We start from the raw sequence: 21,784 nt of genomic DNA, 5'->3' as shown, positions 1-21,784 counted from the left end.
TGTTCGCCCGCCATTTCTGGGGGAGGCTATTTCTGGGGAGCGGCGCTCTCTGCACCCGTGGGTTGGACGTAGCCGATGCTCACATCGGCCTGCTCCTCGGTCTTCGGCCGCTTGATCCTGGCCGAGGCCACGACGACGAGTTCGTCAAAACCTTCGCCGCCGCTGTCCAGCATCTCGAAGAACTGGCGGCGCATCCTGGGCTCCCAGAACTTGTTGATGTGCTCGGCCACGCCCGCCACACCTTCCTCGCGGGGCCTTGAATGGAAGAAGGCGGCGATCTGGTTGGCCATGCGCACCAGCTTTTCCCCGGTGCTCGTGATGTGTTCTTCGTCATGCGACATGCTGGGCAACTCCCAAGACCACCCGTTTCGGGTGGGTGAAAACATCGAAATCGTCGCCGCGCACCAGCGCCACCAGCGTCATGCCGGCCTCATCGGCGGTGCGGATGGCAAGGGCTGTCGGCGCCGACACGGCGATGATGAAGGCGGAGCCGATCGCCGCCGTTTTCTGCACCATCTCCACCGAGACGCGTGATGTCACCACCACCGCGCCCGATGCACCGTCAATGCCGGCCTTGGCCAGCGCGCCGGCCAGTTTGTCCAGCGCATTGTGACGGCCGACATCCTCGCGCGCCATGACGATGCCTTTGCCGGGAATGTAGAAGCCCGCTGCATGCACGGCGCCGGTTTCTGAATGCAGAGGCTGCGCCTTGGACAAAAGCTTTACCGAGCGGGTGATGTCATCGGCTTCAAGCGTAGGTTTTGACGCACCAACCTTGTCGACCGAGCGCATCGCTTCCTCGATGGATTCTATGCCGCACAGCCCACAGCCAACCGGCCCGGCCAAGCGCCTGCGTCGCGCCTCGAAGCGGGTGTTTGCCTGGTCTTTCAACCGAATCTGGATGTCGATGCCGGCGCCATGGTCCTCGACCTCAATCGCTTCGATTTCGCTGGGCAACGCGATGATGCCTTCGGTCAACGAAAAGCCGAGCGCGAAATCCTCGAAATCGGCCGGGCTCGCCATCATCACCGCATGTGTGGTGCCGGCAAAGGAGAACGCCACCGGCGTCTCCTCCGGCACCATGCGGTTGGCCGTCGCAGTGCCGCTGGCGCGGTGGGCAAGGCGAGAGATTTGGGTGGTGGCTTGGCGTTTTCGGGTCACGAGGCGCGCCCCTCTGCCCTGTTCGTCCTTAGCAGTAGCTGTGGAGGCTCGCGCCTTTCCTCTCCCCCGTCGATCGGGGGAGAGGTGTCAAGCGAAGCTTGACGGAGTGGGGGTCGACTGCTCGCCAGATAGGCCGGTTTGCCTGCTCTTTGGGTTGTGCGCGACTTTCGACGGCTGCGTGTTGCGGGGCCGGCGTCCCCCACTCCGTCGCCGCTTCGCGGCGCCACCTCTCCCCCCTCCGGAGGGAGAGGAAAGGCGCCAGGCGGCTTAAGCTCTCCTTCCTGACGGAGTGGGGGTCGACCAACCGTCAAGATTGAAGCTCTCATTGTCGAACGCCGTGGCAAGACTACTCCGCCGCCTGTAGCGGAGCGATGCGGCGGCTCTGCTCGGCCTGCTCGTTATAATCGCGCTGCCAGTCCGAAGGCCCGTTGGAGGCGCCGACCTGCACCGCGGTCACCTTGTACTCCGGGCAGTTGGTCGCCCAGTCGGAGAAGTCGGTGGTGATGACGTTGGCCTGCGTGTCGGGATGGTGGAACGTTGTGTAGACCACACCTGGCGACACCCGGTCGGTGATCAGCGCACGCAGCGTCGTCTCACCCGAACGGCTGGTCAGCCGCACCCAGTCGCCATCGCGCAGGCCGCGGTTCTCCGCATCGTGCGGATGGATCTCCAGCCGGTCCTCCGAGTGCCACATGACGTTTTCGGTGCGCCTTGTCTGTGCACCGACATTGTACTGGCTAAGGATGCGACCGGTGGTCAGCAGCAACGGGAAACGCGGCCCGGTTCGCTCGTCGGTCGCGACATATTCTGTGCGGATGAACTTGCCCTTGCCGCGCACGAAGCCGTCGATATGCATGATCGGCGTGCCGAGCGGCGCCTTCTCGTTGCAGGGCCATTGCACCGATCCGACACGGTCGAGCAGATCGAAGGAGACGCCGGCGAAGCTTGGCGTCGTTTTGGCGATCTCGTCCATGATTTCGGAGGGATGCTGGTAGTTCCAATCCAGCCCGATCGCGCGGGCAAGCTCCTGTGTCGCTTCCCAGTCGGCATAGCGCGCCTTTGGCTCCAGCACCTTGCGCACCATGTTGATGCGGCGCTCGGCATTGGTGAAGGTGCCGTCCTTTTCCAGGAAGGTCGAGCCCGGCAGGAAGACATGCGCGTAGTTAGCTGTCTCGTTGAGGAACAGGTCGTGCACGACGACGCATTCCATCGCCGCCAGGCCGGCCGCGACATGCTTGGTATCAGGGTCGGATTGCAGGATGTCCTCGCCCTGGATGTAGATGCCCTTGAAGGATCCGTCGACGGCGGCATCCAGCATGTTGGGGATGCGCAGGCCCGGTTCGTCGTCGAGCTTCACCCCCCACAACGTCTCATAGATGTCGCGCACCGCCTCGCCGGAGATGTGGCGGTAGCCCGGCAGTTCATGCGGGAACGAGCCCATGTCGCAGGAACCCTGCACGTTGTTCTGGCCGCGCAGCGGATTCACCCCGACGCCCGGGCGGCCGATATTGCCGGTCGCCATGGCAAGGTTGGCGATAGCCATAACCGTGGTCGAACCCTGGCTGTGTTCGGTCACGCCAAGGCCGTAATAAATCGCGCCATTGCCGCCCTTGGCATAGAGCCGAGCAGCACCTCGGATCAGTTCGGGATCGACGCCGGACAGCTTGCCCACGATTTCGGGGCTGTTTTCCGGCAAGGCGACGAAAGAAGCCCAATCCTGGAACTCCGCCCAGTCGCAGCGATCGCGGATGAAGGCTTCGTCGAAAAGCCCTTCGGTAACGATGACATGCGCCAGCGCCGTCAGCACCGCCACGTTGGTGCCGGGCTTCAGCGGCAGGTGATAGTCGGCCTCGATATGCGCCGACTTGACCATTTCGGTGCGGCGCGGATCGAGCACGATCAGCTTGGCGCCCTGGCGCAGCCGCTTTTTCAGCCGCGAGGCGAACACCGGGTGCGCGGAAGCCGGATTGGCGCCGATGATGACGGCGACATCGGTGAAATCAACGGAATCGAAATCCTGCGTGCCGGCCGAGGTGCCATAGGTCTGGCCGAGGCCGTAGCCGGTCGGCGAGTGGCAGACGCGGGCGCAGGTGTCGACATTGTTGTTGCGGAAGCCTTGGCGCACAAGCTTCTGCACCAGATAGGTCTCTTCATTCGTGCATCGCGAGGACGTGATGCCGCCGATCGAGGTGCGGCCGTATTGATACTGGATACGGCGGAATTCCTTGGCCGTATGGGCGATGGCCTCTTCCCAACTCACCTCGCGCCAGGGATCGCTGACCTTTTCCCGGATCATAGGCGACAGGATGCGGTCCTTGTGAGTCGCATAGCCATAGGCGAAACGGCCCTTCACGCAGGAGTGGCCGTGGTTGGCCTTGCCGTCCTTGTAGGGCATCATGCGAATGACTTCGTCGTCCTTCACTTCGGCCTTGAACGAGCAGCCGACGCCGCAATAGGCGCAGGTGGTGACGGCGGAGCGCTCGGGCATGCCTTTCTCAAGCACGGTCTTTTCACGCAGCGCGTCGGTCGGACAGGCCTGCACGCAGGCGCCGCAGGACACGCATTCGGAGGCGATGAAATCCTCGTGCATGCCGGCGACCATGCGCGATTCGAAACCGCGGCCCTCGATCGTCAGCGCGAAGGTGCCTTGCACCTCCTCGCAGGCCCGCACGCAGCGCGAGCACACGATACATTGCGCCGGATCATAGGTGAAATAGGGGTTGGACTCATCGCGGGCGATGTAGTCGACCGCCAGCGAGCCATGGCCGGGCGCGACGCCGTTTTCCTGCTTGACGTGGTTGCGGCCCTCGATGCCGAAGCGGTTCTCGGTCAGGCCGACCGATTTCGCCACAACGTCGAACTCGCTGGCGCCGGTGCCGGCCTTCTCGTTCCAGCCGGTCGGGTGGTCGGAGACGTAAAGCTCCATGACACCGCGGCGGATGGCGTCGAGCCGCTCGGATTGCGTGCGCACCACCATGCCTTCGCCGACGGGCGTCGTGCAGGATGCCGGCGTGCCGCCGCGCCCGTCGATCTCGACCAGGCAGACGCGGCAGGAGCCGAACGAGTCCAGCATGTCGGTAGCGCAGAGTTTTGGGATCTCGACCCCGCCTTCCATCGCCGCGCGCATGATCGACGTACCGTCCGGCACGCTGATGCTGCGGCCGTCGACGATCAGCGTAACCTGCTTTTGCGCCTTCGATTCCGGGGTTCCGTAATCGAGTTCTTCGATGAGTGTCGGGAAGTCGGCCTTGATATTCATCTGCCAGCTCCTATTCAGCAGCCACGCGCGCCGGCGCGGGCTTGAAATCTTCGGGGAAATGGGTGATCGAGCTCATCACCGGGTAGGGCGTGAAGCCGCCCAGCGCGCAGAGCGATCCGAACTTCATCGTGTTGCAGAGATCGGTGACCAGAGCCAGGTTCTTCTCCGGCTCGATGCCGGCGGCAATCCGGTCGATGGTCTCCACCCCGCGTATCGAGCCGATGCGGCAGGGCGTGCACTTGCCGCAGCTTTCGATGGCGCAGAACTCCATGGCAAAGCGCGCCTGCTTCAGCATGTCGGCCGTGTCGTCGAACACGGTGATGCCGGCATGGCCGATCAGCCCGTCGCGCTTCGCGAACTCTTCGTAGTCGAACGGCGTGTCGAACAGGCCGCGCGGGAAATAGGCGCCGAGCGGGCCGCCGACCTGCACCGCCTTCACCGGGCGACCAGTGGCCGTACCGCCGCCGATATCGTCGACGATTTCGCCCAGCGTCATGCCGAAGGCCGCCTCGAACAGGCCGCCGAATTTGACGTTGCCGGCGATCTGTATCGGGATCGTGCCGCGCGAGCGGCCCATGCCGAAATCCTTGTAGAAGGCCGCACCCTTGTCCATGATGATGGGCACGGAGGCTAGGCTGATGACGTTGTTGATCACCGTCGGCTTGCCGAACAGACCCTGGATTGCCGGCAGCGGTGGCTTGGCTCGGACCACGCCGCGCTTGCCTTCAAGGCTGTTCAGCAGCGAAGTTTCCTCGCCGCAGACATAGGCGCCGGCGCCGACGCGGATTTCCATGTCGTAGGCGTTGGGCGAACCCAGCACGCTGACGCCGAGCACGCCTGCCTTGCGGGCGACCTCGACAGCCTTGTTCATGACATCCACCGCATGCGGATATTCCGAGCGGATATAGACGAACCCCTTGGTCGCGCCGGTGGCGATGCCGGCAATCGTCATGCCTTCGATGAGCACGAAGGGGTCGCCCTCCATGATCATGCGGTCGGCAAAGGTGGCGCTGTCGCCCTCGTCGGCATTGCAGACGATGTATTTGCGGTCAGATGTCGTATCGAGCACCGTCTTCCACTTGATGCCGGTCGGGAAGCCGGCGCCGCCGCGGCCGCGCAAGCCCGATTCCGTGACCTGTTTGACGATGTCGAGCGGCGCCATGGCCACCGCGTTCTGCAGGCCCCTCAGCCCGCCCAGTGACTTGTAGGCGTCGAGCGATAGCGGGTCGTTGATGCCGCAACGCGCGAACGTCAGGCGCGTCTGTTTGGCCAGGAACGGGATCTTGTCGGGCGCGCCCAGCCAGCGCTTGTGATGGCCGCCAGTGAGAAAGCCGCTGTCGAACAGGCTCTTGACGTCCGATGGCTTGACCGGCCCGTAAGCGACGCGGCCCTTTTCGGTCGCGACCTCGACCATCGGTTCGAGGAAATAGGCGCCGCGCGAGCCGTTGCGGACGATCTTGGCCTCGACGCCCCGTTCAGCCAGTTCCGCACGAACAGCCTTGGCGACCTTTTCGGCGCCGAGCGCCAGCGCGCCGGAGTCACCTGGAATGTAGATGCGCGGGATCATGAGCGTACCTCCGCGACGATCTCTTCGATCTTCTCGTCATCGAGCCGCCCGATCACCTCACCATCCAGCATCGCCGACGGTGAACAGGCGCACAGCCCGAGGCAATAGACAGGCTCAAGTGTAACCGATCCGTCGCGGGTGGTCTCATGGAAATCGATGCCCAACAACTGCTTGACCTTTGCGGCGATCGCATCCGAACCCATCGACTGGCAGGCTTCCGCCTGGCAGAGCTTGAGCACATGCCGGCCAGCCGGCCGGGCACGGAAATCATGATAGAAGGTCACGACGCCATGCACTTCGGCCCTCGACAGGTTCAACCCATCGGCGATGACGGGCACGGCGTCCTGCGGCACGTGGCCAAATTCTTCCTGGATCTCGTGCAGGATCGGCAGCAGGGGGCCTTCGAGGCCCTTCAACTCCTGGATGATCGCCGCCGTGCGCGACTGTATCTCGGTACTTGCAGGCTGCATCGTCACGCAGCGCCCTCCCTATCGTAGCGATCGATGCATATAATCGTCCAAAAGCATGAAGCGGTTTTGGAACAACGACATGCCTACGCCGCTTAATCGCTAAGTGCTTAAGAAATCAGAGAAAACCTCTGAAATCAATAAAGCGGTTTCGTTGCACGATAGAAAATTTCTATCGCGCCGATTGACCAGTTATGACTAGCTCAGCGATTAGCGCGGAAATCGTCTGCCAGCGCCATCGCCTCGTCCAGCAGCGCCTGCACCAGCGGCGTGTGCGGTTCGCGCGGCGCGGCGACCAGCCCGACCGTGTGGCTGGCATCCGGTTCGACGATCGGAATGGCCCGGATCGGCTCGGAAAAACCGAATGTTTCCGCCAGGTTGAGCGGCATGATCGACGACCATTTGCCTGTCCGTATGTGGGAGAACAGCACGATCATCGAGTTGGATTCCAGTGTCGGCCGCACCTGCACGCCGGCCTCGGCCAGATGCTGGTCGATGATGCGGCGGTTCTGCATGTCCGGCGTCAACAAGCAGAGCGGCAGCTGGCTGATTTCGGCCCATGTCACTTTGTCGCGATCCGAATAGGGATTTCCGACCGCCGTGATCAGCTGGTAGCGCTCGTCATAGAGCGGCACGCTGGTCACCCGTCCGAGAGGCTCGTTGTCGAGATAGGTGATGCCGGCATCGACGTCGAAATTGCCGAGCAGCGACAACACCTCGATCGAGGTGCGCGACAGGATAGAGAAGGTGACGCCCGGATGCTTCTCGCGAAATGGCGTCGTAAGCCGCGCCACCATGGCGAGGGCGGTTGGGATGGCGGCAATACGGATACGCCCGGACAGGCCATGTCGCGCCGCCCGCATCTCTTCGCGCATGGTCCTGGAATCGCCGACGATGCGACGCGCCCACACCAGCACCTGCTTGCCTTCCGGCGTCAGCCCCTGAAAGCGCGAACCGCGATTGACCAGCATGACGCCGAGCTGGCCCTCCAGCTGCTTGATCCCGGCCGACAAGGTCGGCTGCGTGACGCCGCACGCTTCCGCCGCCCGGCCGAAATGCTCCTCCTTGGCCAGCGCGATGAAGAATTCGAGCTTGTCGATCATACCATCCGTCCGTTCGTTGCGCGCAAGGTCGGGGAAATTGCCTTTCGCCGCAAGCTCTACCCGCAATTGGCCATGCATCCACATCTTTGGGCCGGCTGGCTGTTTCCCCCGGCCGAACACGGCGCTATGTGGTTGGATGGAATACGAGGAGATCGGACATGCTGGGCTGGTTCCGCAAGCTTTTGCCGCGCGAAGATCGCTTCTTCGACCTCTTTGAACGGCATTCCCGCACCGTGGTCGGCGGCGCCGAGGCGCTGGAGCAGCTCCTGCAGGGCAAGGACATCGATCGTTGGTGCCAGAAGATCATCGATCTCGAGGACGAGGCCGATCATATCACGGCCGAAGTGCTGCTGGCGGTGCGGCGTTCCTTCATCACGCCTTTCGATCGCGGCGACATCAAGGACCTGATCCAGTCAATGGATGACGCCATCGACATGATGCACAAGACCGTCAAGACGGTGAAGCTGTTCGAAAAGAAGGAATTCGACCCGCTGATGCAGGAGATGGGCGGCGTCATCGTTGCCGCCTCCAGGCTGGTTGCCGAAGCGATCCCGCTGCTCAGCAAGGTCGGCACGCACACGGTACGCCTCAACGCCATCGCCGAAGAGGTCATGCGCGTCGAAAGCCGCGCCGACGATCTGCATGAGCAGGGATTGAAGGACCTGTTCAAGCGGCATGGCCGCAGCGATCCGATGGCCTACCTGATCGGCTCGGAGATCTACGGCCAGCTGGAGAAGGTGGTCGACCGCTTTGAGGACGTCGCCAACGAGATCAGCGGCATCGTCATCGAGAACGTTTAGGCAATGGAAGCCACCATCGCCTTTCCCGTGCTGATCGGCCTTGTCGCCGTCGCGCTGTTTTTCGATTTTCTCAACGGCCTGCACGATGCAGCGAACTCCATCGCCACCATCGTCTCCACCCGCGTGCTGAGACCGCAATATGCGGTCCTGTGGGCGGCTTTCTTCAATTTCATCGCCTTCATGTTCTTCGGCCTTCACGTGGCTGAAACCGTGGGAAAAGGTATCGTCGACGTCAGCATCGTCACGCCGGCGGTGATCTTCTCGGCGCTCGTTGGCGCCATCGTCTGGAACATCGTCACCTGGATTGCCGGCATCCCGTCCAGCAGTTCGCATGCCCTGATCGGCGGGCTCGTCGGCGCCGGCGTTGCAAAGGCTGGGCCCGGCGCCATCGTCTGGACCGGGCTTGGCAAGACGGTCGCCGCAATCGTCGTGTCGCCGGCGACAGGGTTTGTTCTGGCGCTGGTCCTGATCCTGGCCGTTTCCTGGCTGTTCGTGCGCCAGACACCGTTCGCCGTCGACAGCACCTTCCGCGTCATGCAGTTCTTTTCGGCCTCGCTTTATTCGCTAGGGCACGGCGGCAACGACGCCCAGAAAACCATGGGCATCATCGCCGTGCTGCTCTATTCGCAAGGTATGCTCGGCGGGACGTTCTACGTGCCGCTGTGGGTCGTCCTCACCTGTCAGACAGCACTGGCGCTCGGCACTTTGTTCGGCGGCTGGCGCATCGTTCACACGATGGGCTCGAAGATCACCCGGCTGAATCCGATGCAGGGCTTCTGCGCCGAGACCGGCGGCGCCATCACCCTGTTTGCCGCCACCTGGCTCGGCGTCCCCGTGTCGACCACCCATACCATCACCGGGGCCATCATCGGTGTCGGCGCCGCCCGCCGCGTCTCGGCCGTGCGCTGGGGCATTGCCGGCAACATCGTCATCGCCTGGATCGTCACCTTGCCGGCGACGGCTGCAATTTCGGCGCTCACCTACCTAGCGGTTGGCCTGGCAGGGTGAGGCGGACACCGGTGGTGCTTGGAGTCGCTGCCAATCTGCACTATCTGAGCCGCAGCCAAACGCCTTAGGGAATAATGCATGTCCGTCACCAAGGAAATCGTCACCGAGCGTCTGAAGACGGTCAACGGGCCGGACTTCACCGGCAACATCGTCGACCTCGGCATGGTTTCGGAGATTTTCATCGCCGATTCGAAAGTGTTTTTCTCGATCACCGTTCCCGCCGCCCGCGCACAGGAGATGGAGCCGCTGCGCGCTGCAGCCGAGCGTGTCGTCAAGGCGATCCCTGGTGTCGCCGGCGCCGTCGTCGCGCTGACGGCGGAGAAGAAGGGCGGCGGCATGGAGGCTCCGGTTGCGTCGCGTCCCGCGCCCAGGCCCGCACCGCCGGCTGCGCCAGGCGGGCCGCGCCCAGCTCCACACACTCCAGCCCCGCACGCCTCGGCCTCGCAAAGCTCGGGCAAGCGCGGCGTGCCCGGAATCGAGGCGATCATCGCGGTGGCGTCCGGCAAGGGGGGCGTCGGCAAGTCGACCACCGCTGTCAACATCGCGCTTGGCCTCGCCGCCAACGGTTTGCGTGTCGGCGTGCTCGATGCCGATATTTATGGCCCGTCCATGCCCAGGCTGCTCAACATCCATGGCCGGCCGCAGACCGTCGACGGCAAGATCCTGAAACCGATGGAGAATTACGGCCTTAAGGTGATGTCGATGGGCTTCCTCGTCGACGAGGAGACGCCGATGATCTGGCGCGGTCCGATGGTGATGTCGGCGCTGACGCAGATGCTGCGCGAGGTCGAATGGGGCCGCCTCGACGTGCTCGTCGTCGACATGCCGCCCGGCACCGGCGACGCCCAGCTGACCATGGCCCAGCAGGTGCCGCTGGCCGGCGCCGTCATCGTCTCGACGCCGCAGGACCTGGCGCTGATCGACGCCCGCAAAGGATTGAATATGTTCAAGAAGGTCGACGTGCCGCTGCTCGGCATCGTCGAGAACATGAGCTATTTCATCGCCCCCGATACCGGCAAGCGCTACGACATCTTTGGCCATGGCGGGGCGCGGCGCGAGGCCGAGCGCCTCGGCGTGACTTTCCTCGGCGAAGTGCCGTTGGAAATGGGCATTCGCGAAAGTTCTGATGAAGGTGCTCCGGTGGTGGCGTCGAAGCCAGACAGCGCCGAGGCGAAGATCTATCGCGGCATTGCTTCGAAGGTCTGGGACCGGGTCAACGAAGAACGCGGCGCGGCCGAAGCGGCGGTGCCGAACATCGTGTTCGAGTAGCTCGGATATCCCTCCCCTCAAGGGGGAGGGGAACCCACCTTCTCGCCAAAGCTTGAAAAGAACTGCAAGGCCAGCTTCTTCGAAGTCGATTCGATGAGCCGGCTGCCGAGTTGGGCGATCTTGCCGCCGACTTCGGCTTTGGCAAAGTATTTGAGGACCGTCGCATCCGGCCCGTCCGCCGTCAGCGTCACGTCGGCGCCACCCTTGGCGAAGCCGGCAATACCGCCCTTGCCCTCGCCCTGGATGGTGTAGGAGTGCGGCGGCTTCAGGTTCTTCAATGTCACCTCGCCGTTGAATGTCGCCTTGATCGGTCCGATCTTCAACACCACCGTCGCCGCCATTTCGGTCGGCGATTTCATCTCCAGGTGCTGGCAGCCGGGAATGGTCGCCTGCAAAACCTTCGGATCGTTCAGCGCGTCCCACACTTTCTGCAGGGGGGCGGCAATGCGTTCCTCGCCTTCGATCACCAAAGCCATCGACACCTCCCGGACAGACTTCGAAGACCTAACGCACGGTCTGGTCTGTGTCTATCGCACCAAAGTCCGGTTGCGACGGTGCGCCCTCTTGCCTGCTTCCGCGCGTTGCCATATCGATTTGTCTTACAAATACGGAGACCATGATGGCAGGCGCCCCCACCGGAAAGAAGAAATTTCGCTCGCAGGAGTGGTTCGACAATCCCGACAACCCAGGCATGACCGCGCTCTACCTCGAGCGCTACCTGAACTACGGCCTGACGCGGGCCGAGTTGATGTCGGGCAAGCCGCTGATCGGCATCGCCCAGACCGGCTCGGATCTGTCGCCGTGCAACCGCCACCATATCGAACTCGCCAAGCGCGTGCGCGAAGGCATCGTCTCGATGGGCGGCATCCCCTTCGAATTCCCGTGCCATCCGATCCAGGAGACCGGCAAGCGCCCGACCGCGGCACTCGACCGCAACCTTGCCTATCTCGGCCTGGTCGAAGTGCTTTACGGCTATCCGCTCGACGGCGTCGTGCTGACCATCGGCTGCGACAAAACCACGCCGGCGCTGCTGATGGCGGCGGCCACCGTCAATATTCCGGCCATAGCACTTTCGGTCGGACCGATGCTCAATGGCTGGCACAAAGGCAAGCGCACGGGATCCGGCACCATCGTCTGGGAATCGCGCCAGCGGCTCTCCGCCGGCGAGATCGACTATGACGAGTTCATGGACATCGTCGCCTCATCGGCGCCGTCGACCGGCTATTGCAACACCATGGGCACCGCCACCACGATGAACTCGCTGGCCGAGGCGCTCGGCATGCAATTGCCGGGTTCGGCCGCCATTCCCGCACCCTACCGCGAGCGCGGCCAGATCTCCTATGAGACCGGCAAGCGCATCGTCGAGATGGTGCATGAGGATCTGAAGCCGTCCGACATCATGACGCGCAAGGCCTTCGAGAACGCCATTGTCGTCAATTCGGCGATAGGCGGCTCGACCAACGCGCCGATCCACCTCAACGCGATTGCCCGCCATCTCGGCGTGCCACTCACCAATGACGACTGGCAGACGGTCGGCCTCCATGTGCCGCTCATCGTCAATCTGCAGCCATCGGGCGAATATCTCGGCGAGGACTATCACCATGCCGGCGGCGTGCCGGCTGTGGTGGCCGAACTGATGAAGGCCAAGCTGCTGCCTTATCCCGAAGCGATGACCGTCAATGGCAAGACTATCGGTGACAATTGCAAGGGTGTCGCCAACGAGAACACCGACGTCATCCGCACCGTCGCCGAGCCGCTGAAGGCCAATGCCGGCTTCATCAATCTCAGCGGCAATCTGTTCGATTCCGCAATCATGAAGATGAGCGGCATCTCGCCGGAATTCCGCGAGCGCTATCTCTCCAACCCGAACGACCCGGAAGCCTTCGAAGGCAACGCCATGGTCTTTGACGGGCCGGAGGACTACCACGCCCGCATCGACGATCCGGCGCAAGGCATCGACGAGCATACCATCCTGTTCATGCGCGGCGCCGGCCCGATCGGCTATCCCGGTGGCGCCGAGGTGGTCAACATGCAGCCGCCCGCTTATCTCATCAAGAAGGGCATTCACGCGCTGGCCTGCATCGGCGATGGCCGCCAGTCGGGCACATCGGGCTCGCCCTCTATCCTCAACGCTTCCCCGGAAGCCGCCATTGGCGGCGGCCTGGCGCTGCTCAAGACCGGCGACCGTGTGCGCATCGACTTACGCAAAGGCACTGCCAACATCCTCGTCACCGACGAGGAAATCACGCGCCGCCGTGCCGAACTGCAGGACGATGGCGGCTACCACTATCCCAAGCACCAGACGCCATGGCAGGAAATCCAGCGCTCCATGGTCGACCAGTTCTCGGAGGGCATGGTGCTGAAGCCGGCGGTGAAATACCAGGACGTCGCGCACACCAGCGGCGTGCCGAGGGACAATCACTAAGCACCCGCTTGATATGAAAATGCCGGCCTGATCGGGCCGGCATGAAAGCCTTGGCGTAAGCTTGTTTGGATGGCGGCCTCAGGGTGGAGGCGGGCCGGACGAAGCGGCGATGGCTGTGATGCCGGAGAGTCGTCCTGCCTTGCGGATGACTGGTGTGTGATACTGTTTCTTCATAGGACCCGTTGCCCGTTTTAGATCACTGCTCGCACGCCAACTGATCCCACCTGTCAGTATGACATTGCAGTCCTCGTCAGTTTCGGGTTTTTTGACACGAAATCAAGAGGGGTCCAGAGAGTCGTCCATGATGATGGTTTTCCGCCACGGGCGTATCCTTGCCGCCTAGCCCGATCGACATTGCCCCGGTCGACATTGCTATTGTCGGCGCGGGCATGGCCGGTCTCTTCCTGGCGTGGCGCTTGTCCCAAAGTGAAAAGCCCGCAAGGATCGCTGTTTTCGAATCCGCCGGTCGCGTCGGCGGTCGGGCCTCCACGGTCTCATTTCCCGGAGAGCCGAACTTCGGCATCGATCTCGGCGCGATGATGCTGATGCCGCAACATCGGCTACTCAAAAAACTCATGGCGACGCTGGATGTAAAGCTGTCGGGTATGGACGTCGTCACCGGCGCCAACCGGCTCCATCTGCGCGGTAGGAGCCTGCCCTACGCCGCTATATCGCGCTTTGCGCCGCGCCGCCTGTTTGCCTATGACGTGACGCGTCGGCTGCAGGAAAAAGGCCCGTCCCGCCTGCTGCGAAAGGCGGCAGCACTGATCCTGCCGGGTTCGGAGGCCTTCGGCAGCGCCGAATGGAACGGCGCCGCAGGCTTCGTTTATGGCGGCCGCAAGCTGGCGGATTGGGCGACTTGGGATGTGCTGGCGACGGTCTTGACCCCGGAGGAAATGGCTTTTGCCGAGGACGCGGTGGGCTATTCGTTGCTCCTGCGTGGACCCAACGCCGCCGAGACGTTCAGGCTTGCGCTCGGCGAGCTGAGCGGCGGCCGCTCCTATTGTTCCCCCGATGGCGGGTTCCAGCCGGTTGCGGAGCGAATGGCCGGGCGGATCGCTGTCAGCGGCGGCGCCGTCCATCTCGATCACACCGTGACCGCCATCGCCCGCTCGGCGCAAGGGATGGTCTTGTCTGTCGAGGGGCAGGGCGGGACGGTCGAGGCGCGCAAGGTCGTGCTGGCGTTACCGGTCCGCCCCCTGCGGACCCTGCTGGAAAAGTCCGGCATCGAGCAGCCCAGCGATCTGCCGGCACCGGAACCCTGGCCGATGCTCACGCTGGCCGCCTGCTATGCCAGCCCGTGGTGGGCTCGAAACGGCATCGCGGCCGGCCACAGCGTGACCGATCTGCCGGCTCGCCAGATATGGCAGTTCACAAAAGCGGACGCTCGCGACGCGACGATTCGTCGGAGCGTCGCCATGGCCTATTGCGATGGCAAGCACATGGTATTCTGGCGCTCACTGCTGCCTGAGCTCGCTCGGCGCCACGGCTTTGCGGTTTTGGCCGAGGGACATTCCGCGCTGGAGGCCTTTCACGGCCAGATGGTCGAAGTCCATGGCAAACACGGCGCCATCTCGAAACCCATCGGCGGGTTTGCGCAGGATTGGGGTGCGCCGGCCTATGGCGGCGCGTCGCATGTCTGGGACCGTGGCATAGATATCTCCGGTATAAAACTGGCGAGCCATACGCTCGCTCCGGGCATTCATGTCTGTGGCGAAGCGTGGTCCAACAATCACGGCTGGATCGAGGGCGCGCTGGAAAGTGCGGAAGACCTGTTGCAGCGGGAATTCGGGCTCGACGCCTGGTTTGCCTGAGACTCCGGAAAGGCGATGAAAAACGATCCTACATTCCCATATGAGTGGTCGGCTATCGGACGGAAAGTATCAACGTGACTAAGCGGCGCTCTTCCCTCGGTTTCCTCGGCATGTTCGGCCGCTCGGGTGACTTGCGGGAACTGGACAACGCGCTGCGCGGCGCCGACCTTCACCCGGCACTGGTGCCAGAGGGAGTAAAGCTCACCATCGTCAATCTGATGAAGGATCACTGGCCGGACGAGCCCCCGCCAGAGGCTTATCGGTCCGTGGCGCAGCTGTTTGGTTATTGCATCGCAGGCCCACAAACCTTTGAGCAGGCCAATGGGCCGGAGCGGCGGCTGGACGCTGAGCGCCGCATCGAGGCAGCGCTTGAAACCGGCGACAGCCTGGATGCCCAGATCGTGCTGATGGCGCTGCATGGCAAGCTGATCAGCGCCGAAGTCGTCGAGCGCTTTGGGCTAAGTGCGGACTGACCTTCGTAAGGTGAAGCTTACCCGCCCATGCCGCTGCGTGGCAGCTTGATCATCTCGCCGAAGCGGGCGCGCAATTTGTCGTCTAGCAGCTTCGGCACATGGCGCGGGAAGCGCTCGGCAAGCACGCGCTTCTTTTCGATGATCGCCCGCTGCAAGATGTCGGGCCGGCCCTTCTCGTTCCATTCCTTGGGCGAAAAGCGGTCGCCGACGGCCGGATAAAAATACTCGGTCTGCATCAGGCGCAGCGTCTGCTCGTTGCCGAGATAGTGGCCTGGGCCATTCATGCAGACTTCGGTGATGGTGTCGATCGACAGCGCTTCGTCGGTCACTTCGATGCCCCGCACGCAGCGCAGGCAGTGGCCCAGCATGTCATTGTCTATGATCAGGCTCTCCAGGCAAAAGCCGAGCAGCGAGGCGTGCATGCCCGCCGATTCATAGACCAGATTGAGGCCGGCAAGACCGGCCATCACGTCGGTGATCCCCTTTTCATAGCCGGACTGGATGTCGGGCAGTTTCGAATCCGTCATGCCGGCGGCCGAGCCGCCCGGCAGGTCGTAGAACTGCGCCATCTGCGCGCAGGCCGAAGTCAGTACTGCCTGCTCGGCCGAGCCGCCCGACATGGCGCCGGTCCTCAGGTCGGAGACGAACGGCCAGGTGCCGAAGATCGCCGGATGCCCGGGCTTGATGGCGTTGACGTAGATGAGGCCGACCAGCACTTCGGCCACCGCTTGCACCACAGCGCCGGCAATCGCCGCGGGAGCGGTGGCGCCGGCCTGGCCGGCCGATAGAAGCAGGATCGGGATGCCGCCGTCGACACAGGCTTCGAGCACGCCGCAGGCGTCCTCGGCAAACTTCATCGGCGGCACGACGAAGCAATTGGAGTTTGACACGAACGGCCGGGCGCGAAAGTTCTCCTCGCCGCCGGCGATCGCATAAAGCATTTCCAGCGCCGGCTGCACGTTCTCGCGCACCGTGAACGAGGTGCCGACATGCTTCGACGTGCCCATCACGCAGGCGTAGAGCGTGTTGAAGTCCATTTCGAGCGGATCGGGAATGTCGCGCGGCACCATCGGCCGCTGGAAGAAATGGATGTTGTCGAGCCCTTCGACGAGGCGAGCGGCATCATAAATGTCCTGCACCAGCGACTCGCGGTATTCGCGCTTTTCGACATCGACCAGATGCACCGCCGCACCCGCCGTGCCGTAATGCACGCGCTTGCCCTGGATCAGCATGTCATGCCTGGGGTCCTGGCCGTGCAGCGTAAAATTTCGCGCGGCTCGTCTGATCGTGTCCATCACAAGCCCGCGTGGGAAACGGACGCGGCCGTCATCGCCGTAAACGGCGCCGACCCCGGTCAGCGCCTCGACGCAGGAGGGAATGGCATTGGCGAAGCCGACGGTCTCCAGCAGCGTCAGCACCGCTTCATGGATGCGCTCCTGGTCGTTCCGGTTGAGCGGGCCGTAACTGCCGCCTTCAAGCCCGGCACGTACCGGCCTGATGTCGTCGGCCAAAGGTGCTGCCCGCATGGCGCGGCGCGCTTCGCGCCCGCCGGATCGGCGCGAACGCTGGTCGGCTGATGCATCTTTAGGAGCCGCATCCTTAAGAGCCGCATCCTGCTGCTCAACAGCCACTGACATGGGGGGCACTCCACCTTTAGCTTGCGAAACACGACGCGATGATTGGTCCACCGTCAGCTTGCGTCGTCCCTCTGTCAGCCGACTATGCCGTTGTCGTTGGCCCAGCCTATGGGCCAGTCAACGCAGCCGAGTATGCCAGAGAGCTAATGCAGAATGTTGGTGATCATGCCAAGGGCCGGGGCTGTTCAAAGCTCCGGCACAGGCAAATCAGGCTGCAGCGGGCCTGCGTCCGGCTGCGGTCGCGAGCTCGCGAATACCCGGCTCGATGTGCTGCAGTGCGATCGAGGAAATGCCCAAGCGCATGAAACGCGACGGCTTTTCGGTGCGATCGAAGAAGCGGTCGCCGGGCTCGATGATGACGCTGCGCGAGGCCGCGGCCTCGGCCAGTCCACGTGAATCGGTGCCGCGCGGGCCTTCCAGCCAGAGCGATGTGCCGCCGGCCGAATCGGTCGAGCGCCATTCCGGCAGGAATGCGGAAATCGCATGGACCAGACGCTTGCGCCGCTCGTCGAAGGCCGACGACAGCCGCCGCACCAGCGCCTCGTGATGGCCGAGCGACAGGAACAGCGCGACCGCGCGCTGGTTGTTGGCCGGCGGGTGCCTGAGCATGAAGCGGCGCAGCGCCCTGAGCTCGGAGATTAGTCCAGCCGAAGCGACGATGTAGCCAAGCCGCAGGCCCGGAGCCAGCGTCTTCGACATCGAGCCAACATAGACGACGCGACCCGAGCGATCGAGGCTCTTCAGCGCCTGCTGCGGCGCCTCGTCGAGAAGTTGGCTGTCATAGCCGTCCTCGATGATGATCTGATTGTGGCGGTTGGCGCGCGCCAGAAGGTCCTGCCGGCGTTCCGCCGACAGCGGCACCATGGTCGGGCAGTGGTGGCTGGGGGTGACGAAGACAAAGCCGGAATCGTTGGGGATGGACGAGGTGACGATGCCGGACTGATCGACCGGAACCGGCTGGATTTCGGCGCCTGCCAGGCGGAAGATCGAGCGCGCGTCGGGGTATCCCGGGTCTTCCATCGCGACCTTGGAGCCCTTTGTCATCAGCAGTGTCGCCAGCATATAGAGCGCGTTCTGGGCGCCGAGCGTGACGATGATCTCGTCCGGATTGGCGAAGATGCCGCGCCGCGGCAACAGCCGCGCCTGGATCTGCTCGATCAAGAGCGGATCGTCGCGATCGACCATGTCGGAGGCCCAGTTGCGGATTTCGAGCACGGCCAGCGCCATGCGGTTGCACTCACGCCATTCGGCGGTCGGGAACAGCGCCGGGTCGAACTGGCCGTAGACGAACGGGTAGGACGACTTGATCCAGTTGTCGTGCTTGGCCGGCGGCGGCATGTCGCTGGCGGCGATCTGCCGGCGTGCCTTCCAGTCGATCTCGTTCTGCTGGTCGGGCGCCTTCTGGTGCGGCTTGGCGGGGGTGGCCAGCACATCCGGATTGACGAAATGGCCGCGCCGTTCGCGCGCCACCAGGAAACCTTGGTCGACCAATTGCTGGAACGCCAGCACCACAGTGCCGCGCGCGACGCCGAGTTTCTCGGCCAGGATGCGGCAGGACGGAAGCGGCATCGAAGCGGCGATCTGCCGGTCGAGAATGGCGGCGACGATCGCCTGACGGATCTGCGCCTGCAGGGTCTGGCCCGATTCCGCCGAAATCCGGAACAGGCCGGACCATATGGCCGTGTCGTTACGCTGTGGCATGGAAGGTGTTCCTCGATGGCCAGTCTTTTTTGCTTGGCTGGACCAGCGGAAGGTAACCGTGGCACAAGGGGTTGCGCCAATCAATTTTTCTGATCGCTGGGATTTATGCCAGTGATCTATGCGCGACGCGCAGCGTCGTCGCATCCCCCGGGTGACGCTGCGTCATCCCGCAGCGCGGACGCCCGCGCGACGCGCAGCGTCGTCGCGCCTCATTATCCCCAGCGCGATGCGAAGCGTCGTCGCTACTCCCATCACATCATCCAGCGCGACGCGCAGCGTCGTAGCTCCATCACATCGCACTATGCTGCACTGCGTCATCCCCACGCATTGAAACATGCGGAATTCGGCTCGATAACGTCACCCCGACGACACGCGCCGGAAACATCCGGTCTGATAAGATGTCGTGAAAAAACGATCAGGAGCCGGCAGTGGATCATTCCTCCTTCGACAAACAGCTTGTCGCCTTGCGTGCTGCGCGCGCGGCGGCATCGGGCACGATGCGCGAGGCTTTTGCCGCCGACCCCAAGCGCTTCGAGACATTTTCGGCCAGCGACGGCGACCTTTTGCTCGACTGGTCGAAATGCGCGGTCGACCAGCGCACGATGGAACTGCTCGAGAAGCTCGCCGCCGCCGCCGATCTCGAAGGTCGCCGGGCCGCAATGTTTTCCGGCAAGAAGATCAACATCACCGAAGACCGCGCCGTGCTGCACACGGCGCTACGCAACCTCGCGGGCAAGGGCGTCACGGTCGACGGCCAGGACGTCAAGGCGGATGTGCTGTCCGTGCTCGACGCCATGGGCGCTTTCGCCGATGCCATTCGCTCCGGCAAGGCCGCCGGCGCCACCGGCAAGAAAATCACCGACATCGTCAACATCGGCATTGGCGGCTCCGATCTCGGCCCGGCCATGGCGACGCTGGCGCTGGCGCCCTATCACGACGGCCCGCGCGCGCACTACATCTCCAACATCGACGGCGCCCATATCCACGACACGCTGAAGGGCCTGTCGGCCGAAACCACCCTGTTCATCATCGCCTCGAAGACCTTCACCACGGTCGAGACGATGACCAATGCCGAGACGGCGCGCAAATGGGTGCAGAAGGCGCTCGGCAAGGAAGCTGTCGGCAAGCATTTCGCCGCCGTCTCGACCGCGCTCGACCTGGTTTCCAAGTTCGGCATCGAAGCGGATCGCGTGTTCGGCTTCTGGGACTGGGTCGGCGGCCGCTATTCGCTGTGGGGCGCCATCGGCCTGCCGGTGATGATCGCCATCGGCCCGCGCAATTTCCGCGCCTTCCTGGGCGGCGCGCATGAGATGGACGAGCACTTCCGCACCGCACCCCTGCAGAAGAACCTGCCTGCGCTGCTTGGGCTGGTCGGCTGGTGGCATCGCGTGATCTGCGGTTATCCGGCGCGTGCCGTCATCCCCTATGACCAGCGACTGTCCAGGTTGCCGGCCTATCTACAGCAGCTCGACATGGAATCGAACGGCAAGGGCGTCACCCTCGACGGCACGCCGGTGACGACGCCGACCGGACCGCTGGTCTGGGGCGAGCCCGGCACCAATGGCCAGCACGCCTTCTTCCAGCTGCTGCACCAGGGCACCGATTTCATCCCGGTCGAGTTCCTTGCCGCTGCCGTCGGCCATGAGCCTGATCTCAAGCACCAGCACGATCTACTGCTTGCCAATTGCCTGGCCCAATCGGAAGCGTTGATGAAGGGCCGCACGCTGGACGAGGCGCGCGCGCAGATGCTGGCCAAGGGCATGAAGCCGGCCGATGTCGACAGAATAGCCCCGCACCGCGTCTTCTCCGGCAACCGCCCATCGGTGACGATCCTCTACCGCAAGCTCGACCCGCGCACCTTCGGCCGGCTGATCGCGCTTTACGAGCACCGCGTCTTCGTCGAAGGCACTCTGTTCAACATCAATTCCTTCGACCAATGGGGCGTCGAGCTCGGCAAGGAGCTGGCGACCGGCCTGTTGCCAGTCGTGGAAGGCAAGGAGAGCGCCGCCAAGCGCGACGCATCGACGGCCGGGCTGGTGGCGCGCATCCAGCAACTGCGGGGGGCGCAATGAAAAATCCGGCCGACATCAAGGGCATATTGTTCGACAAGGACGGCACGCTTGTCGATTTCAACGCGACCTGGCTCGGCATCGCCGATTTCATGGCCATGGATGCTGCCGAGGGCGATCGCTGGAAAGCCGACAGGCTGCTTTCAGCGGCGGGCTTCGATTTTGTCGCCAAGCGTTTCAAGCCGGATTCCATCTTCGCCTCGGGCACCAACATGGATGTCGTCGAACTATGGTTCCCGCGCCTGTCCGACGAGGACCAGATGCTGGCCGTCGCCCGTTTCAACGAGATCACCTCGGTGCAAGGCTCATCGATGGCGGTGGCCTTGCCCGGCATCGTCGCGGCGCTGACGGCTCTGCACAAGCGATCCTACCGGCTCGGCGTCGCCACCAATGATTCGACTGCCGGTGCCGAAAAGACTATGGTCACGCTCGGCGTCGCGCAGCTGTTCACCGCCGCCTATGGCTATGACGCGGTCGCCAATCCGAAACCGGCGCCGGACACGATCGTCGCCTTTTGCGACCTGACCGGGTTGAAGGCGTCCGAGATCGCCATGGTCGGCGACAACCGCCACGACCTGGAGATGGCGCGTGCCGGCGGCTGCGGCCTGGCGGTCGGCGTGCTCTCCGGCACCGGCACGCGGGAATCGCTGGCGTCGATCGCCGATGTCGTTCTGGATTCGGTTGCCGACTTGCCGGACTTTCTGTCGGCGCGGGTCAAGGAGACGGTCTGACGGGGGCCTGGGGCAAACTCAATTCGGCTCGGGATTTCCCCGCCAATGGCCGAGTTGGGGAAGCAGCCATGAAACTATGGAGCTTCTGGTTTGTTTTCGGACATAGTGGGCTACTCATCAGCAGAGCAAACGTACCCGCATTTGCCGCACCTGATCTTGGCGCTTGCGTTATCGATGTCTTCGCCAGGCTGAAGCTCGAAGCCGCGATTTTCGCACTTTGGGCAAACTATGAAGCCGATACGTTGAACAACTTTAATCCACGCCATTCGACTTCTCCTATCAACGGCTAATCCAATCTAT

18 protein-coding genes are annotated in these 21,784 nt (G+C 63.5%); 9 read left to right on the top strand and 9 right to left on the bottom strand.

The window, feature by feature from the left end:
• Nucleotides 1–26: 26 nt before the first annotated feature.
• The 6 genes from ACYG9R_RS07745 to ACYG9R_RS07720 all read right to left on the bottom strand — a co-directional run bounded on the left by ACYG9R_RS07745 (nucleotide 27) and on the right by ACYG9R_RS07720 (nucleotide 7,557).
• Nucleotides 27–341 carry a formate dehydrogenase subunit delta gene (locus ACYG9R_RS07745; protein ID WP_023688796.1) on the bottom strand — a complete coding sequence of 105 codons (315 nt, stop codon included), beginning with the start codon at nucleotides 339–341 and terminating at the stop codon, nucleotides 27–29.
• Nucleotides 331–1,161, bottom strand: coding sequence for a formate dehydrogenase accessory sulfurtransferase FdhD (fdhD, locus tag ACYG9R_RS07740; RefSeq protein ID WP_023823789.1), 831 nt, complete (start codon nucleotides 1,159–1,161; stop codon nucleotides 331–333). The genes ACYG9R_RS07745 and fdhD overlap by 11 nt, the downstream gene beginning before the upstream one ends.
• Before the next feature lie 346 nt (nucleotides 1,162–1,507).
• Nucleotides 1,508–4,420, bottom strand: a complete 2,913-nt coding sequence (gene fdhF, locus ACYG9R_RS07735; RefSeq protein WP_023823788.1) for a formate dehydrogenase subunit alpha — start codon at nucleotides 4,418–4,420, stop codon at nucleotides 1,508–1,510.
• A gap of 10 nt (nucleotides 4,421–4,430) precedes the next feature.
• Nucleotides 4,431–5,987, bottom strand: a complete 1,557-nt coding sequence (locus ACYG9R_RS07730) for a formate dehydrogenase beta subunit (protein ID WP_023823787.1) — start codon at nucleotides 5,985–5,987, stop codon at nucleotides 4,431–4,433.
• Nucleotides 5,984–6,463 (bottom strand): formate dehydrogenase subunit gamma, encoded by a 480-nt coding sequence (locus ACYG9R_RS07725; RefSeq protein WP_023738147.1) that lies wholly within the window; start codon nucleotides 6,461–6,463, stop codon nucleotides 5,984–5,986. The genes ACYG9R_RS07730 and ACYG9R_RS07725 overlap by 4 nt, the downstream gene beginning before the upstream one ends.
• Nucleotides 6,464–6,657: 194 nt before the next feature.
• Nucleotides 6,658–7,557, bottom strand: coding sequence for a LysR family transcriptional regulator (locus ACYG9R_RS07720; protein WP_023688790.1), 900 nt, complete (start codon nucleotides 7,555–7,557; stop codon nucleotides 6,658–6,660).
• 158 nt (nucleotides 7,558–7,715) lie between these two features.
• On the opposite strand from ACYG9R_RS07720, the gene ACYG9R_RS07715 reads away from it, so the two are divergent.
• The 3 genes from ACYG9R_RS07715 to ACYG9R_RS07705 all read left to right on the top strand — a co-directional run bounded on the left by ACYG9R_RS07715 (nucleotide 7,716) and on the right by ACYG9R_RS07705 (nucleotide 10,634).
• Entirely contained in the window at nucleotides 7,716–8,357 is a 642-nt protein-coding gene (locus ACYG9R_RS07715; RefSeq protein ID WP_023673429.1) for a DUF47 domain-containing protein, read from the top strand.
• 3 nt (nucleotides 8,358–8,360) lie between these two features.
• A complete protein-coding gene (locus tag ACYG9R_RS07710; RefSeq protein ID WP_023703518.1) occupies nucleotides 8,361–9,365 on the top strand; it encodes an inorganic phosphate transporter in 1,005 nt (334 codons plus the stop codon).
• A 78-nt stretch (nucleotides 9,366–9,443) separates the two neighbouring features.
• Nucleotides 9,444–10,634, top strand: a complete 1,191-nt coding sequence (locus ACYG9R_RS07705; RefSeq protein ID WP_023703517.1) for an Mrp/NBP35 family ATP-binding protein — start codon at nucleotides 9,444–9,446, stop codon at nucleotides 10,632–10,634.
• Between the two features lie 17 nt (nucleotides 10,635–10,651).
• Here the strand turns inward: ACYG9R_RS07705 and ACYG9R_RS07700 are convergent, their stop codons facing one another.
• Entirely contained in the window at nucleotides 10,652–11,110 is a 459-nt protein-coding gene (locus ACYG9R_RS07700; RefSeq protein ID WP_023712599.1) for an SRPBCC family protein, read from the bottom strand.
• 143 nt (nucleotides 11,111–11,253) lie between these two features.
• Here ACYG9R_RS07700 and ACYG9R_RS07695 point away from each other — a divergent pair, with 143 nt between their 5' ends.
• The 3 genes from ACYG9R_RS07695 (at nucleotide 11,254) to ACYG9R_RS07685 (ending at nucleotide 15,346) form a co-directional block, all read left to right on the top strand.
• Complete coding sequence (locus tag ACYG9R_RS07695) at nucleotides 11,254–13,059, top strand: IlvD/Edd family dehydratase (RefSeq protein WP_023712598.1); 1,806 nt, start codon at nucleotides 11,254–11,256, stop codon at nucleotides 13,057–13,059.
• A 332-nt stretch (nucleotides 13,060–13,391) separates the two neighbouring features.
• Nucleotides 13,392–14,873 (top strand): flavin monoamine oxidase family protein, encoded by a 1,482-nt coding sequence (locus ACYG9R_RS07690; protein ID WP_023823786.1) that lies wholly within the window; start codon nucleotides 13,392–13,394, stop codon nucleotides 14,871–14,873.
• 110 nt (nucleotides 14,874–14,983) lie between these two features.
• Complete coding sequence (locus ACYG9R_RS07685; protein ID WP_081726128.1) at nucleotides 14,984–15,346, top strand: hypothetical protein; 363 nt, start codon at nucleotides 14,984–14,986, stop codon at nucleotides 15,344–15,346.
• Nucleotides 15,347–15,363: 17 nt separating this feature from the next.
• Here the strand turns inward: ACYG9R_RS07685 and ACYG9R_RS07680 are convergent, their stop codons facing one another.
• Both ACYG9R_RS07680 and pdxR read right to left on the bottom strand, forming a co-directional pair.
• Nucleotides 15,364–16,983: a trimethylamine methyltransferase family protein gene (locus ACYG9R_RS07680; protein ID WP_023823785.1), complete on the bottom strand. Its 1,620-nt coding sequence runs from the start codon at nucleotides 16,981–16,983 to the stop codon at nucleotides 15,364–15,366.
• A gap of 207 nt (nucleotides 16,984–17,190) precedes the next feature.
• Nucleotides 17,191–18,684 carry a MocR-like pyridoxine biosynthesis transcription factor PdxR gene (gene pdxR, locus ACYG9R_RS07675; protein WP_023669484.1) on the bottom strand — a complete coding sequence of 498 codons (1,494 nt, stop codon included), beginning with the start codon at nucleotides 18,682–18,684 and terminating at the stop codon, nucleotides 17,191–17,193.
• Between the two features lie 428 nt (nucleotides 18,685–19,112).
• On the opposite strand from pdxR, the gene pgi reads away from it, so the two are divergent.
• The 3 genes from pgi to ACYG9R_RS07660 all read left to right on the top strand — a co-directional run bounded on the left by pgi (nucleotide 19,113) and on the right by ACYG9R_RS07660 (nucleotide 21,774).
• A complete protein-coding gene (pgi, locus tag ACYG9R_RS07670; RefSeq protein ID WP_023823783.1) occupies nucleotides 19,113–20,756 on the top strand; it encodes a glucose-6-phosphate isomerase in 1,644 nt (547 codons plus the stop codon).
• On the top strand, nucleotides 20,753–21,484 hold the full coding sequence (locus ACYG9R_RS07665) for an HAD family hydrolase (protein WP_023688783.1): 732 nt from the start codon (nucleotides 20,753–20,755) through the stop codon (nucleotides 21,482–21,484). Before pgi ends, ACYG9R_RS07665 begins: the two co-directional genes overlap by 4 nt.
• Nucleotides 21,485–21,552: 68 nt before the next feature.
• Nucleotides 21,553–21,774 (top strand): hypothetical protein, encoded by a 222-nt coding sequence (locus ACYG9R_RS07660; RefSeq protein ID WP_155923253.1) that lies wholly within the window; start codon nucleotides 21,553–21,555, stop codon nucleotides 21,772–21,774.
• Nucleotides 21,775–21,784: the final 10 nt, after the last annotated feature.

This window comes from Mesorhizobium sp. RSR565B (assembly GCF_054719465.1).
This window is presented reverse-complemented; position numbering and strand designations above follow the sequence as displayed.

Coding starts and splice junctions, on each gene's coding strand:
- ACYG9R_RS07745 (WP_023688796.1), bottom strand. CDS start 341: ATGTCGCATGACGAAGAACACATCACGAGCACCGGGGAAAAGCTGGTG.
- ACYG9R_RS07700 (WP_023712599.1), bottom strand. CDS start 11,110: ATGGCTTTGGTGATCGAAGGCGAGGAACGCATTGCCGCCCCCCTGCAG.
- fdhF (WP_023823788.1), bottom strand. CDS start 4,420: ATGAATATCAAGGCCGACTTCCCGACACTCATCGAAGAACTCGATTAC.
- ACYG9R_RS07685 (WP_081726128.1), top strand. CDS start 14,984: ATGTTCGGCCGCTCGGGTGACTTGCGGGAACTGGACAACGCGCTGCGC.
- pdxR (WP_023669484.1), bottom strand. CDS start 18,684: ATGCCACAGCGTAACGACACGGCCATATGGTCCGGCCTGTTCCGGATT.
- ACYG9R_RS07715 (WP_023673429.1), top strand. CDS start 7,716: ATGCTGGGCTGGTTCCGCAAGCTTTTGCCGCGCGAAGATCGCTTCTTC.
- ACYG9R_RS07665 (WP_023688783.1), top strand. CDS start 20,753: ATGAAAAATCCGGCCGACATCAAGGGCATATTGTTCGACAAGGACGGC.
- ACYG9R_RS07720 (WP_023688790.1), bottom strand. CDS start 7,557: ATGATCGACAAGCTCGAATTCTTCATCGCGCTGGCCAAGGAGGAGCAT.
- ACYG9R_RS07710 (WP_023703518.1), top strand. CDS start 8,361: ATGGAAGCCACCATCGCCTTTCCCGTGCTGATCGGCCTTGTCGCCGTC.
- ACYG9R_RS07680 (WP_023823785.1), bottom strand. CDS start 16,983: ATGTCAGTGGCTGTTGAGCAGCAGGATGCGGCTCTTAAGGATGCGGCT.
- ACYG9R_RS07695 (WP_023712598.1), top strand. CDS start 11,254: ATGGCAGGCGCCCCCACCGGAAAGAAGAAATTTCGCTCGCAGGAGTGG.
- ACYG9R_RS07705 (WP_023703517.1), top strand. CDS start 9,444: ATGTCCGTCACCAAGGAAATCGTCACCGAGCGTCTGAAGACGGTCAAC.
- ACYG9R_RS07730 (WP_023823787.1), bottom strand. CDS start 5,987: ATGATCCCGCGCATCTACATTCCAGGTGACTCCGGCGCGCTGGCGCTC.
- ACYG9R_RS07660 (WP_155923253.1), top strand. CDS start 21,553: ATGAAACTATGGAGCTTCTGGTTTGTTTTCGGACATAGTGGGCTACTC.